General features: G+C 43.2%; 20 protein-coding genes. 19 read left to right on the top strand and 1 reads right to left on the bottom strand.

Annotation, left to right across the window (positions count from 1 at the left end):
* Nucleotides 1-30: 30 nt before the first annotated feature.
* The 18 genes from AC4E8A_RS00835 (at nucleotide 31) to AC4E8A_RS00920 (ending at nucleotide 12,003) form a co-directional block, all read left to right on the top strand.
* Nucleotides 31-681: an adenylate kinase gene (locus AC4E8A_RS00835; protein ID WP_490196305.1), complete on the top strand. Its 651-nt coding sequence runs from the start codon at nucleotides 31-33 to the stop codon at nucleotides 679-681.
* The gene (map, locus tag AC4E8A_RS00840; protein ID WP_490196306.1) at nucleotides 681-1,427 is read left to right on the top strand and encodes a type I methionyl aminopeptidase; all 747 of its coding nucleotides are present in this window, start codon (nucleotides 681-683) and stop codon (nucleotides 1,425-1,427) included. Before AC4E8A_RS00835 ends, map begins: the two co-directional genes overlap by 1 nt.
* 15 nt (nucleotides 1,428-1,442) lie before the next feature.
* Nucleotides 1,443-1,769, top strand: a complete 327-nt coding sequence (locus AC4E8A_RS00845) for a KOW domain-containing RNA-binding protein (RefSeq protein WP_490196307.1) — start codon at nucleotides 1,443-1,445, stop codon at nucleotides 1,767-1,769.
* Nucleotides 1,756-1,974, top strand: coding sequence for a translation initiation factor IF-1 (infA, locus tag AC4E8A_RS00850; protein WP_113929778.1), 219 nt, complete (start codon nucleotides 1,756-1,758; stop codon nucleotides 1,972-1,974). The genes AC4E8A_RS00845 and infA overlap by 14 nt, the downstream gene beginning before the upstream one ends.
* Before the next feature lie 38 nt (nucleotides 1,975-2,012).
* The gene (gene rpmJ, locus AC4E8A_RS00855) at nucleotides 2,013-2,126 is read left to right on the top strand and encodes a 50S ribosomal protein L36 (protein WP_003156543.1); all 114 of its coding nucleotides are present in this window, start codon (nucleotides 2,013-2,015) and stop codon (nucleotides 2,124-2,126) included.
* Between the two features lie 24 nt (nucleotides 2,127-2,150).
* On the top strand, nucleotides 2,151-2,516 hold the full coding sequence (rpsM, locus tag AC4E8A_RS00860) for a 30S ribosomal protein S13 (RefSeq protein WP_119548602.1): 366 nt from the start codon (nucleotides 2,151-2,153) through the stop codon (nucleotides 2,514-2,516).
* A 25-nt stretch (nucleotides 2,517-2,541) separates the two neighbouring features.
* A complete protein-coding gene (gene rpsK / locus AC4E8A_RS00865) occupies nucleotides 2,542-2,931 on the top strand; it encodes a 30S ribosomal protein S11 (protein WP_119548601.1) in 390 nt (129 codons plus the stop codon).
* Between the two features lie 167 nt (nucleotides 2,932-3,098).
* Nucleotides 3,099-4,043: a DNA-directed RNA polymerase subunit alpha gene (locus AC4E8A_RS00870; protein ID WP_119548600.1), complete on the top strand. Its 945-nt coding sequence runs from the start codon at nucleotides 3,099-3,101 to the stop codon at nucleotides 4,041-4,043.
* A 47-nt stretch (nucleotides 4,044-4,090) separates the two neighbouring features.
* Entirely contained in the window at nucleotides 4,091-4,453 is a 363-nt protein-coding gene (gene rplQ / locus AC4E8A_RS00875) for a 50S ribosomal protein L17 (protein ID WP_006838926.1), read from the top strand.
* A 520-nt stretch (nucleotides 4,454-4,973) separates the two neighbouring features.
* Nucleotides 4,974-5,810 carry an energy-coupling factor ABC transporter ATP-binding protein gene (locus AC4E8A_RS00880; RefSeq protein ID WP_490196309.1) on the top strand — a complete coding sequence of 279 codons (837 nt, stop codon included), beginning with the start codon at nucleotides 4,974-4,976 and terminating at the stop codon, nucleotides 5,808-5,810.
* A complete protein-coding gene (locus AC4E8A_RS00885) occupies nucleotides 5,786-6,655 on the top strand; it encodes an energy-coupling factor ABC transporter ATP-binding protein (RefSeq protein WP_490196310.1) in 870 nt (289 codons plus the stop codon). Before AC4E8A_RS00880 ends, AC4E8A_RS00885 begins: the two co-directional genes overlap by 25 nt.
* Complete coding sequence (locus AC4E8A_RS00890; protein ID WP_490196312.1) at nucleotides 6,652-7,452, top strand: energy-coupling factor transporter transmembrane component T family protein; 801 nt, start codon at nucleotides 6,652-6,654, stop codon at nucleotides 7,450-7,452. The genes AC4E8A_RS00885 and AC4E8A_RS00890 overlap by 4 nt, the downstream gene beginning before the upstream one ends.
* Before the next feature lie 10 nt (nucleotides 7,453-7,462).
* Nucleotides 7,463-8,200, top strand: a complete 738-nt coding sequence (gene truA / locus AC4E8A_RS00895) for a tRNA pseudouridine(38-40) synthase TruA (protein WP_490196313.1) — start codon at nucleotides 7,463-7,465, stop codon at nucleotides 8,198-8,200.
* A 177-nt stretch (nucleotides 8,201-8,377) separates the two neighbouring features.
* Nucleotides 8,378-8,815: a 50S ribosomal protein L13 gene (rplM, locus tag AC4E8A_RS00900; protein ID WP_421382691.1), complete on the top strand. Its 438-nt coding sequence runs from the start codon at nucleotides 8,378-8,380 to the stop codon at nucleotides 8,813-8,815.
* 22 nt (nucleotides 8,816-8,837) lie between these two features.
* Nucleotides 8,838-9,230 (top strand): 30S ribosomal protein S9, encoded by a 393-nt coding sequence (rpsI, locus tag AC4E8A_RS00905; RefSeq protein ID WP_006838393.1) that lies wholly within the window; start codon nucleotides 8,838-8,840, stop codon nucleotides 9,228-9,230.
* A gap of 363 nt (nucleotides 9,231-9,593) precedes the next feature.
* Nucleotides 9,594-10,040 carry a DUF2521 family protein gene (locus tag AC4E8A_RS00910; protein ID WP_490196314.1) on the top strand — a complete coding sequence of 149 codons (447 nt, stop codon included), beginning with the start codon at nucleotides 9,594-9,596 and terminating at the stop codon, nucleotides 10,038-10,040.
* Between the two features lie 69 nt (nucleotides 10,041-10,109).
* Nucleotides 10,110-10,832, top strand: a complete 723-nt coding sequence (cwlD, locus tag AC4E8A_RS00915; protein ID WP_490196315.1) for an N-acetylmuramoyl-L-alanine amidase CwlD — start codon at nucleotides 10,110-10,112, stop codon at nucleotides 10,830-10,832.
* 112 nt (nucleotides 10,833-10,944) lie between these two features.
* Nucleotides 10,945-12,003, top strand: a complete 1,059-nt coding sequence (locus AC4E8A_RS00920) for an Mrp/NBP35 family ATP-binding protein (RefSeq protein ID WP_490196316.1) — start codon at nucleotides 10,945-10,947, stop codon at nucleotides 12,001-12,003.
* A 51-nt stretch (nucleotides 12,004-12,054) separates the two neighbouring features.
* Here the strand turns inward: AC4E8A_RS00920 and gerD are convergent, their stop codons facing one another.
* The gene (gerD, locus tag AC4E8A_RS00925) at nucleotides 12,055-12,705 is read right to left on the bottom strand and encodes a spore germination lipoprotein GerD (protein ID WP_490196317.1); all 651 of its coding nucleotides are present in this window, start codon (nucleotides 12,703-12,705) and stop codon (nucleotides 12,055-12,057) included.
* A 152-nt stretch (nucleotides 12,706-12,857) separates the two neighbouring features.
* Between gerD and AC4E8A_RS00930 the strand changes: the two genes are divergently transcribed.
* Complete coding sequence (locus tag AC4E8A_RS00930) at nucleotides 12,858-13,475, top strand: KinB-signaling pathway activation protein (RefSeq protein ID WP_490196318.1); 618 nt, start codon at nucleotides 12,858-12,860, stop codon at nucleotides 13,473-13,475.
* Nucleotides 13,476-13,502: the final 27 nt, after the last annotated feature.

Here is a 13,502-nt window from a genome sequence, read left to right on the forward strand (position 1 = left end):
AACCCCAATAAAGACTGAGGTGGAATTCGAGTGAATATAGTATTAATGGGTTTGCCAGGTGCAGGAAAAGGGACTCAGGCTGAAAAAATCGTCGAGAAATATGGGATTCCTCATATCTCTACTGGCGACATGTTCCGTGCCGCGATGAAAGAGGAAACGGAACTGGGCTTGAAGGCAAAATCCTTTATCGATAAAGGTGAATTGGTACCGGACGAAGTAACAATCGGTATCGTTCGTGAGCGTCTAAGCAAAGAAGATGCACATAAAGGATTCCTTTTGGACGGTTTCCCAAGAACGGTTGCCCAGGCAGACGCTCTTGAGAACATCCTCGATAACCTTGGCAAGAAGATTGATTATGTGGTTAATATACAGGTGGATAAGGGTGTCTTGATGGAACGCCTGACAGGCAGACGCATCTGCAAAACGTGCGGAGCGACTTATCATCTTGTATTTAATCCTCCAAGTGAAGAAGGCGTTTGCGACCGCTGCGGCGGAGAACTTTATCAGCGTGCTGATGATAATGAGGAAACAGTTCAGAACCGCTTGGATGTCAATATTAAACAAACTCAGCCGCTTCTTGATTTCTATCAGGACAAAGGCTATCTGGTAAACATCGACGGACAGAGGGATATCAATGATGTGTTCTCTGATATCGATGATTTAATCGGGAGTTCCCGCTAATGATCATTTGTAAAACTCCTCGTGAGATAGACATTATGCGTAAAGCAGGAAAGATTGTCGCACTCACTCACAAGGAATTGCAAAAGCATATTGCCCCGGGAATAACGACTCGTGAATTGGATGCAATTGCTGAAAAATTCATAAGTCAAAATGATGCAATTCCTTCTTTTAAAGGTTATAATGGGTTTCGTGGCAGCATTTGTGCTTCCGTAAATGATGAGTTGGTTCATGGAATTCCGGGTGACCGTACGTTGAAAGACGGCGATATTATCAGCATCGATATCGGTGCGAAATATATGGGTTATCATGGTGATTCAGCTTGGACTTATCCTGTAGGGACTATAGATGACGAAACTCAAAGACTGCTGGATGTGACCGAAGAATCGTTATATCTTGGCTTAAAAGAAGCGAAACCAGGTGAACGTCTATCGAACATCTCTCATTCGATTCAGACTTTTGTTGAAGAAGAAGGGTTTTCCATTGTTCGTGAGTATGTCGGACACGGTGTTGGTCAAGACTTACATGAGGATCCTCAAATTCCTCATTATGGTCCTCCTAACAGAGGTCCGCGTCTTAAACCTGGTATGGTACTTGCTATAGAACCTATGGTGAATGCAGGCAGTCGTTATGTAAGAACATTGACGGATAACTGGACAGTTGTTACTGTTGATGGTAAAATGTGTGCTCACTTTGAACACACAATTGCTATTACAGAAGAAGGCTACGAGATTTTAACGAAAGCCTAAGTGAAGGTGATCTGATTGATCGAGTCCGATACGACTCCGTGTATAGGGCAAATCGTTTCAACCAAAAAAGGAAGAGATGCCGGGCAGTACTCGGTCATCATCCGGAAGGTGGATGAACGATTTGTGTTAATTGCTGATGGAGATAAACGAAAGTTTGATCGTCCAAAGAAGAAAAACATTCAACATCTCTATTTTCACAATTATATCTCTCCAGAAGTTCAAAACAGTTTAGAGGAAACTGGGCGAGTGACAAATGGAAAACTGCGTTACGCTCTAACAAAGTTTTTGAATGAAGTCTTAGAAGATGTTAAGAAGGGAGACGAATCCGATGGCGAAAGATGATGTAATTGAAGTGGAAGGCACAGTAGTTGAAACTTTGCCTAACGCTATGTTTAAGGTAGAATTAGAAAATGGTCATACGGTACTTGCTCATGTATCCGGTAAGATTCGCATGCACTTCATCCGAATCCTGCCAGGAGATAAAGTCACTGTTGAACTATCTCCATATGACCTGACTCGCGGAAGAGTCACTTATCGTTATAAATAATCTATTGCACTCCGTACTCTCAAGGAGGTTAGAATAAGATGAAAGTCAGACCATCTGTAAAACCAATCTGCGAAAAATGTAAAGTTATTCGCCGTAAAGGTAAAGTAATGGTTATCTGTGAAAACCCTAAACACAAACAAAAACAAGGCTAATAATGAAGGAGGTGCGCGCTTAATATGGCACGTATTGCTGGTGTAGATATCCCACGTGACAAACGTATTGTCATTTCACTAACATACATTTATGGTATTGGTAAAAATACTGCGAAAAAGATTCTTGCAGAAGCTGGTGTTTCTGAAGACACTCGCGTTCGCGATCTTACTGACGATGAACTTGGTAAAATCCGTGACATCGTTGACAAATTGAAAGTTGAAGGAGACCTTCGTCGTGAAATCTCCCTTAACATCAAACGTCTAATGGAAATCGGTTCTTACCGTGGTCTTCGCCACCGCAGAGGCTTACCGGTTCGCGGTCAAAATACAAAAAACAATGCTCGTACTCGTAAAGGTCCTCGTAAGACTGTAGCGAACAAGAAAAAATAATAGGTAAAGGAGGTTACATCTGAAAATGGCACGTAAAACTAACACTCGTAAACGTCGTGTGAAAAAGAATATCGAAGCTGGTATTGCACACATTCGTTCTACATTCAACAATACAATCGTAATGATCACTGACGTTCATGGTAATGCTGTAGCATGGTCAAGTGCAGGTTCTTTAGGATTCAAAGGTTCTCGTAAATCTACTCCTTTCGCTGCACAAATGGCTGCTGAGACTGCTGCAAAAGCATCCCAGGAACATGGACTGAAAACTCTTGAAGTAACAGTAAAAGGACCAGGTGCAGGCCGTGAAGCAGCAATCCGTGCTCTTCAAGCTGCAGGACTTGAAGTTACTGCAATCAGAGACGTTACTCCAGTTCCTCATAATGGATGTCGTCCGCCAAAACGTCGCCGTGTTTAATTTCTCTGTATAAATTTCGTATCCCTGTCAATAATGGATATGATAAAATGATACGTTTCATGGAGAGGGTTAAACCAGTTGTTGGTATACAATCGGGAACGTAAACATGGGAAATTTCGGTGCTGCCTAAGCCGGGATTTCGACGTTTTGAAGGAGGGTAAATATTAATGATCGAAATTGAGAAACCAAAAATTGAAACGGTTGAGATCAGCGATGATGCCGCATTTGGAAAATTCGTCGTAGAACCACTTGAACGTGGATATGGTACAACTTTGGGTAACTCCTTACGTCGTATCCTATTGTCCTCACTCCCTGGTGCTGCTGTAACATCCATTCAAATTGATGGAGTGTTGCATGAATTTTCAACAATTGAAGGCGTCGTGGAAGATGTAACGACAATCATCATGAATATCAAAAAGCTTGCTCTGAAGATTTATTCTGATGAAGAGAAAACGCTTGAAATTGACGTGAATGGTGAAGGGGTAGTAACAGCTGCTGATATTACTCATGATAGTGATGTAGAAGTTCTTAACCCTGAACTGCACATTGCTACTTTGTCTGCTAACAGCAACTTCCGTATGCGTCTGACAGCTCAACGAGGTCGAGGATATACACCTGCTGATCAAAACAAACGAGAGGACCTGCCAATCGGCGTGATCCCTATCGACTCTATTTACACTCCAGTTTCACGCGTTAACTATCAAGTAGAAAATACTCGTGTTGGTCAATTGACGAACTTCGATAAACTATCTCTTGATGTTTGGACTGACGGAAGCATTGGCCCGAAAGAAGCCATTTCTCTTGGAGCTAAGATCCTGAATGAGCATCTTAACATTTTTGTCGGTCTCACTGACGAAGCTCAGAATGCTGAAATTATGGTAGAAAAAGAAGAAGACCAAAAAGAGAAAGTTCTTGAAATGACAATTGAAGAACTAGATCTATCTGTTCGTTCATATAACTGCTTGAAGCGTGCTGGAATCAACACTGTTCAGGAACTTGCTAACAAGACTGAAGAAGATATGATGAAAGTACGGAACTTGGGACGCAAATCCTTGGAAGAAGTGAAAGTTAAGCTTGAAGATTTAGGCTTAGGTTTACGCAAGGACGACTGAGTCAAGCATCAGGTTATTTAACGATTTAACAAAGGAGGGAATCTTAAATGGCATACAGAAAGTTAGGACGTACTAGCGCTCAACGTAAAGCAATGCTTCGCGATTTAGCTACTGACCTAATCATCAACGAACGCATCGAAACAACAGAAGCTCGTGCAAAAGAACTTCGCTCAGTTGTTGAGAAAATGATCACATTAGGAAAACGTGGTGACTTGCATGCACGTCGTCAAGCATCAAGCTTCGTCCGTCATGAAGTTGCTAATGCTGAAGAGAACCAGGATGCAGTCCAAAAGTTGTTCTCTGACATTGCTGGCCGCTACACAGAGCGTCAAGGCGGATACACTCGTATCATGAAGCTTGGACCTCGTCGTGGTGACGGTGCGCCAATGGTTATCATTGAGCTAGTATAATTTCATTCATACACAACAAGGGCAGGACAGTTATTTTGTTAACTGCTTCTATGCCCTTTTTGTTTACACCTTAGTCAATACTCAAAAAGCAGAGCGTTACGATGGGCATTCCCAGAAGTGACCCGTCTAGCTCATGCACCTCTTCCAGCTTCTATGCGTAGAAGTCCGTTCATAAAGTGAACAAGAAAGCAGCCGCTATCTATGGAATGAGGTGCAGGCTTTTTTTTGTATTCAGGACTTTTCTTAACCGTGTTGATCACCGCTGCAGGCACCCAACTCCGCCACTGGAGCTAGATTGAGCCTCCTCGGCTGCGCCTGCCGGGACTCACCTGTCGCACTAATGCCGCAGGAGTTGTGTACTTCCGCTCCGATCAGCACTCTTTAACTTTTGTGATCGAAATATAACTGAAATTCAATTTTTTCCTTGGCCAGAAACTATTGCGTTACAAGTAGCTTTCCCCATTCAACAAAATATAGAAGAGAACAGTTTGAGCATAGAAGAGACGAGAGGAGGGGTTCTATGAAAGAACTTATTTCCATTGAAAATGTAAGCTATCGCTATCATGAGCAGGAGACATTTGCATTAAATGATATCTCGCTTAAGGTTTATGATTCTGAATGGCTGGCGATTGTCGGGCACAACGGTTCAGGGAAATCAACCTTGGCTAAGATGTTGAACGGACTGCTTTTTCCTGAAGAAGGAACAGTAACAGTAGATGGCATACCTCTTTCAGAAGAGAGTGTCTGGGATATCAGAGCCAAAATAGGAATGGTTTTTCAAAATCCTGATAATCAGTTTGTCGGGACGACAGTGGAAGATGATGTGGCTTTTGGTTTAGAAAATCACGGAGTCTCTCAGGAAATAATGGCAGAAAGAGTCATAGGGGCCCTTACCATGGTCAATATGAGTGATTTTCTTAATCAAGAACCTCACCACCTGTCCGGGGGGCAGAAACAGCGGGTAGCTATAGCAGGCGTCGTGGCCTTAAGGCCGGATATCATTATACTGGATGAAGCAACATCCATGCTGGATCCAAAAGGCAGGCAGGAAGTTCTGGCTACCATCAGAGAGTTGAAAGAGAACAGTAATCTTACAGTCATCTCGATTACCCATGACTTGGAAGAAGCTGCAAAAGCTGACAGGATGCTGGTGTTAAATAAAGGAGAAGTCTTTAAAGAAGGCACCCCTTTGGAAATTTTTAAACTGGACAAGGAATTAACAGCTCTGGGACTGGATATCCCATTTCCGGGGCGAATGGCAAAAGCGTTGAGAGCACGGGGGATTTCTCTTTCAGAAACCTATTTAACACAAGAAGAATTGGTGAGGGACTTATGGACATATCATTTGAACAAGTAGAATATCGGTATTCCGCCGGAACACCCTTTGAGAAGCTGGCCCTTGAGGATCTCAACCTCCTATTGCCTTCACAGAAGTACACAGCGATCATAGGCCATACCGGTTCAGGAAAATCAACTCTTCTTCAACATCTGAATGCTTTGTTGAAACCGACTTCAGGCAAAGTGGTCATAGGCGAATATGAAATTACCCCGAAAAAAAAGAATAAGCAATTGAAGCCCATCAGGAAACGTGTCGGGATTGTATTTCAATTCCCTGAACATCAGCTTTTTGAAGAAACTGTTTTAAAAGATATCTGCTATGGACCCCTTAACTTCGGTGTTTCAGAGGAAGAGGCAGAAAGGCGGGCAAGACAATTGATCGTCACTGTCGGTCTGGACGAGGACATCCTTGAACGCTCTCCTTTTGATTTATCAGGGGGGCAAAAGCGAAGAGTAGCTATTGCAGGGGTACTTGCAATGGACCCGGATGTGCTGGTACTTGATGAACCGACAGCAGGACTCGATCCCAGAGGGCGGACAGATATAATGGATATGTTCCACAATATCCATTTGGAAAAGGAACTCACTACTGTGCTGGTTACACACAGCATGGAAGATGCAGCTCGGTATGCAGATGAATTGGTCATCATGCAAAAAGGAAAGCTTGTAGGGAAAGGGTCTCCTCAAGAGATTTTTTCCAAACCGGAATGGTTATTCTCTTTGGGGCTCGATGTGCCTGAGGCAGTCAAATTCCAATACAGCATGGAACAGCAGCTGGGGCATGAATTCGGCAAAACCTGTCTGACCATTGAAGAGATCGCTGATGAAGTGAAAACTTACATGGAAAGCGGTGGCGGGTCATGATGGATAAAATGATATTTGGCCGATATATACCAAGTGACTCTTTTGTCCACCGAATGGACCCCCGCTCCAAGCTGATTTTTGTTTTTGCTTTCATATGTACTGTCTTTCTGGCTAATAATGCGGTTACCTATACCGTCTTGGGGGCTTTTACATTACTAGCTATGTTATCAGTGAAGGTACCGGTAAGATTCCTGCTTGGCGGACTTAAGCCGGTGATGTGGCTCGTGCTGTTTACCTTCCTTCTGCATATATTCTTTACCAAAGAGGGAGAAGTGCTGCTCGACTTAGGTTTCCTGAAAATTCATGAAGAGGGTCTGAGGCAGGCTATCTTCATTTCTTTGCGGTTTACGTATCTTATCCTTATTACGACTTTGTTGACACTGACAACATCACCCATTGCGATCACGGATGGTCTTGAGACATTGTTGAACCCTTTGAAAAAAATCAAGTTTCCAGTTCATGAGATGGCTTTGATGATGAGTATCTCCCTTAGATTCATCCCTACCTTGATGGAGGAAACGGATAAGATCATCAAAGCGCAGACTGCCAGAGGGGCAGAACTGGCAACTGGTCCGGTTAAAGAAAGAATCAAATCGATTGTGCCTTTATTGATCCCATTGTTTGTCAGTGCTTTCAAGCGTGCAGAGGACTTGGCGACGGCGATGGAAGCAAGGGGATACAAAGGCGGTGAAGGAAGGACGAAGTACAGGGTTCTCCGCTGGACAAAAACAGACACAGCGGTTCTTAGCTCCCTCGTCATGCTGGCTGTCATCCTGATCGTATTAAGAGGCAGATAGGAGTGTTCTTATGCAGAGAATAAAATGCACAATGGCATACGATGGCACACCATTTGCCGGTTATCAGGTTCAGCCAGGGAAAAGGACAATCCAATTGGAAGTTGAAAAAGCCCTGCGTGATATCCATAAAGAGGAAGAAGTGAAGATCACGGCATCAGGGAGAACCGATGCAGGAGTCCACGCTATGGGCCAGGTCTTTCACTTTGACACAGGGCTCTCCATTCCGGAGGAGAAGTGGCCGACGGTGCTGAACAGCAAACTGCCGGCAGAAATCGTCATCACTTCAGCAGAAAAGGTGCCAGCTGACTTTCATGCCCGCTTCTCGGCAGTCAAAAAAGAATACTATTACTCGGTCTATCGAAGTAAAACGCCAGATCCCTTCAAGAGGAACTTTGCTTTGCATTATCCATTTCATTTGAACATAGATGAAATGAGGAGAGCAGCAGAATGTTTGGTAGGAGAGCATGACTTTACCAGTTTCTGTTCAGCAAAGACAGAAGTAATAGATAAGGTCAGAACCATTTACTCTATTGAGATAAATGAAGCCAAAGAAGAGATCACCTTTTCGTATATCGGGAATGGTTTCCTCTATAACATGGTCAGGATCCTCTCAGGGACGCTTTTGGAAGTCGGCAGAGGCAAGTATACAGCGGATGATGTAAGAAGCATGCTGGAGGCGGGAAACCGGAACGCAGCCGGCAAAACAGCTGCTCCGCAAGGATTATACCTGTGGAAAGTGTTCTATTGAAAAAAAACAACTAAAACAACTAATCCAGGTGTAACATTCCCTTGACATCCCGGCCTGAACGAGATATTATAACATATGGTATGTTATTAACCCCACGATAAGCCCCGGAATCTTATTGTGATTAAAGATATATACTATCGGAACTTTTATGAATGATAAATATTAGGAGGGTAACTCATGCGTACGACATATATGGCTAAAGCTAATGAAATCGAACGTAAATGGTACGTTGTCGACGCTGAAGGCAAGACTCTTGGTCGCCTTTCAAGCGAAGTAGCATCTATTTTACGCGGTAAACACAAACCAACTTTCACACCACACGTTGACACTGGTGATCACGTGATCATCATTAATGCATCTAAGATTGAATTAACAGGTAAGAAACTGACTGATAAAATTTACTACCGTCACAGCCAACACCCAGGCGGTTTGAAATCCCGTACAGCTCTTGAAATGCGTACAAACTACTCAGAAAAAATGCTTGAACTTGGAATTAAAGGTATGCTTCCAAAAGGTTCTTTAGGCCGTCAAATGTTCAAGAAGTTACACGTATTCGCTGGCGCAGAACATACGCACCAAGCACAAAAACCAGAAGTTTACGAACTTCGTGGATAATCAATAAGAGGAGGTTATTATCTTGGCACAAGTTCAATACTACGGAACTGGTCGTCGTAAGAGCTCAGTAGCTCGTGTACGTTTAGTACCAGGTAACGGAAAAATCGTTATTAATGATCGTGAAGTAGAAAACTACATCCCATTCGAAGCACTACGTGAGGTTATCAAACAGCCTCTAGTTGCAACTGAAACTGTTGGCAACTACGATGTATTGGTAAACGTTAACGGTGGTGGATACACTGGTCAAGCTGGTGCAATCCGTCATGGTATCGCCCGTGCATTGCTTCAAGCTGATCCTGAATACCGTGGAACCCTTAAGCGCGCAGGATTACTGACTCGTGACGCTCGTATGAAAGAACGTAAGAAATACGGTCTTAAAGGCGCTCGTCGTGCACCTCAGTTCTCAAAACGTTAATCTTTATTATCGTTCAATCCCAGTTGGATTATCCAGCTGGGATTTTTTGTTGTTATGAGATTTGTTTCGTTAGGGGAGGTGCATTAAGTATATGCAAAGAAGGGGCATCAAAGCGGTGAACCAGATACATTAGATTGCTCGGCCAGCGGGTGACAACAAATCGATGGCGGTAGGTCCGCCATCACATGACACCAGATTGCCAAACCTTCTAAAATGATGTACTCCTCTCCCTGCAAAGGAACATGAAGCCGCCTATTCGACAAATTACGGGGAGTGACTGGTATCCTAGCCAGAATTGGAAAGCATTGCTCGAATGAAGTACAGCTTTAAGCAAAAAATAACGATCAAAGGGAGGGAATCGCTTTGAGCGTTATTACTTCATTCAATTCGAAAAGAAGAGAGAAGCAGATACAGCACGAGAGAAAGCTGCTGCGGGAAGTGTCGATCAAGATGCTCCAGGAAAGTGTCCGAAAACATTTTGGACAGATCAAGATCCAGGGCGGTGTCTTTATGCAGCAAGGATTTGATGAAGCGTGCTTTGATGTGGCTATTGAGTCCTATTTGCTTGGCGGGAAGCTGAGTAAATTCGGATACAGCGGTGAAACACTGGAAGATGTGCAAGGCCGATGCAGCCCCGAGATGAAGCACTATATAGATACGTTATATAACTTCTGGCTCTACTGGTCAGAGCTTGGTATTTCCAATACAGTGGATGAGTCCTTCTATTACAGCTGCGAACATTTCGTTGAAACTTGGTGGAGTGAAGGATATCAAAATGGTATAAAGAGGCACAAGCTCAGAATGCATTAATTTCTATTCCGGCAGTTCTAAAACTATCCCTTGTCCCATATTTTTTATAGAGATGGGGGAGGGATTCATTTGAAAAATAAATTAAAGATGATAGGGTTTGCAGGGGTTGCCATCATAATATTCGTCATTTTTCAATATAAGCTGCTTGATACGGGAACGTGGGAGTCCTGGAATCTTCCTTTGTCAGGCAAAATTATTTATATTGACCCCGGGCATGGAGGACCAGATGGGGGTGCTGAAAGCGGAACGGGCTCCAATGAAGTTCTTGAAAAGGATATTGCCTTAAATGTATCTAAAATGCTTCGCGATTATTTTCAGGAGCAAGGAGCTCTTGTCATTATGACAAGGGATAATGACAGTGATTTGGCTCCAGAGGGAACAAGAGGGTATAGCCGTAGAAAAACAGAGGATTTGAAAAGGAGGCTTGAACTGATTAACTCTTCCGACGCTGACTTGTATCTCAGTATTCATTTAAATGCGATACCTTCAAGCAGGTGGAGCGGGGCGCAAACCTTTTTTAATCCAAAATTCAAGGAGAATAAAGAGGTGGCCGAATCGATTCAGTCAGAGTTGATCCGAAATCTTGAAAATACAAAGAGAGAGGCGAAGGGGATTCAGAATGTGTATCTTGTTAAGCATATTAATAAGCCTGGAGCCCTGGTCGAAATTGGATTCTTATCCAACCCTGGTGAAAAAGCCAATCTGATAAATGAAAAGTATCAGCAAAAAGTGGCAGCATCCATTTACGAAGGCGTTTTAAAATATTTTGATGAGGAAACTGATGAGGAGTGACCCTCTCAGTTTTTTTATTTGCCTATAAGCTGTTAGACAATTCAATACAATTAGGTTATGTTATACTGGAATAGGATGAAAACGAATTCAAGATTAGAGGAAGGTGTTAGTTATGTTATCCCAACAACAAGTTAAAGATTTATTATATAAAGTCAACGATCCTTTTTTACATAAAACACTGGAAGAAACAAACGGGGTTCTTGAAATAAGTATTAAAGAAGAGAAGAATCATGTGAGCGTGAAGATTGCAATTGCCAAAACCGGAACGGCAGAACAGATGAAGATGCAGCAGGAAATCGTCAAGATTTTAAAAGAAAATGGAGCAGAAACGGTTGGTATCCGTTTTGCGGACCTTTCCCCGGAAGAACTTGAAAAACATAGAGGTTCCCAACCTGAAGGCGAAGAGTCGGGAAGCCTTCTTTCTCCAGGCAGCAAAACAACATTCATCGCAATTGCCAGTGGAAAAGGCGGGGTTGGCAAGTCGACAGTATCTGTTAACCTGGCTGTTTCATTGGCACGTGCAGGCAAAAAAGTAGGGTTGGTCGATGCCGATATTTATGGTTTCAGCGTGCCTGATATGATGGGTATTGTAAAGCGGCCTGTTGTGAGGGGAGAAAAAATCATCCCAGTTGAAAGATTTGGAGTGAAAGTTATCTCCATGGGCTTCTTTGTGGAAGACAATGCACCTGTAATCTGGAGAGGGCCGATGCTTGGGAAGATGCTGAATAACTTCTTCAATGAAGTTGAATGGGGTGACCTTGATTACCTGCTCCTTGATCTGCCGCCGGGAACGGGAGACGTGGCTTTGGATATCCATACAATGCTTCCGCAATGTAAAGAGATCATTGTTACCACCCCACACCCGACAGCAGCCTTTGTTGCTGCCCGTGCAGGAGCTATGGCTTTAAGTACGGACCATGAAATTTTGGGTGTTATCGAAAATATGTCTTATTTCGAAAGCAAAAACACTGGAGAAAGAGAATATGTCTTCGGAAGAGGCGGGGGGGAAAAGCTGTCTGAAGAACTAAGAACGAATCTCCTCGGACAGCTCCCGCTTCAGCAGCCGGATTGGAATGAAGATGATTTTGCCCCATCCGTATATGGTGAAGATCATCGTTTAGGGAAAATTTATGGGGATATAGCATACAAAGTAATCGAGTTACTGTCCTAAAAAAAACAAGCGGCTTCGAGCCGCTTGTTTTTTTAGTAGAAAAAGGGCTGCTTAAGCACCTTCGCCCCCGCCGCCACTGGAACCCTCACCGCCGGATTGGCCGCCGCCGGTTTCACCGCCGCCTCCTTGGCTGCCTTGCTCTCCGCCCTGGCCTTTCATTTCACCCGCTGCTTTAATCAAGATATCCTGGATCTTGGCTTTGAATAGCGGGCTCTCAAAGGTTTCAGTTACTACTTGCTGGAGATGCTCCCTATACTCTTTGCTTTTAAGAGTTTCCCCGATCTCCTTCTGGATTTCGGGATCTTTCATAATGTCCATGACCATTCCCTGGTACTCCGGATCTTTCATCAGGTCTTTCAACAGCTTTTCATTTTCGCCTTTCATACTTTTTGCCATGGCTTCGGCAAACTTTGGATCTTCAAATGACTTTTTCCAAAATTCGCTGCCTTTGTCTGATGTGAGGGTAGTTGTGATGGTCTCTTTGACGACCCCTTCATTCATAATGAGCTGCTGTTTTACTTTTTCATCAGCCATGATTTCCTGGATGGCCTTTTTTCCATCATCCGTTTTCAGTATATCTACAACCATTTTCTTGGTTTCTTCATAGTCAGGCTGATTGGCGCTTGCTTGACCGCCGCCGCCGCCGCAGGCAGTAAGAATAAGAAGCGGCAATAATATAATTAGAAAGGATATTTTTTTCATCTTAAAGCCCCTTTCACTTCAATGTATCCCTACAATTAATATGGATTAAACGAAAAAAAATATACCGTGGAATGAGGTTGATGTGGATTTTTTAAATGGTCGTTTGGTACAATCAAGGAAGTGCAAAAAAATGTAATGGAGGCATTTCTTAAGTGACTATCCGGAATTGGATTCGATTATTTTTCTCCACACTAATGGTGGGTGGAGTTGTAACAGGTACCGCAGGCTTAATACTGAGGTGGGATGAATTTTCTCCGTGGATTATGGATTTTGATCTAGGAAGGATTCTGTCCGTTCTCTTATGGCTGATAGTAGTAGGGTTTACATTCAGTGTTATAAGCCAAATGGGATTTTTCGCCTATCTGACCATTCATCAGTTTGGACTTGGCATGTTTCGTTCTTTTTGGAATACCGTCCAAGTCGTTGTAATTCTTTTGGTGTTATTTGATTTGATTTATTTCCGATTTGATGGATTTACCGTTGATGGAGAGATCAGGTATTCGTATATCTTTTTATTTTTATTGATTGTCTTGAGTGGACTGGCGGTAGCATTTTTGAAGAACCGGCAGTCGGTTCAAAATACGTTTATTTCAGCCGTTTTCTTTATGGTCGTTGTAACGGTGCTGGAATGGCTACCGGTCCTGCAGGCAAAGGAGAGCAAGTGGCTTTACTTGATGTTGTTTGCCTTGGTGGCTTGCAATGCGTATCAATTGCTGGCCTTGCCAAAATACAACAAGCGTTCGGAAGAGGAAAGGAAAGCAAGACAATAAAGATTAAGGACTGATCCCACCAACCTG

The sequence above is a fragment of the Bacillus sp. SRL337 genome, from assembly GCF_984799155.1.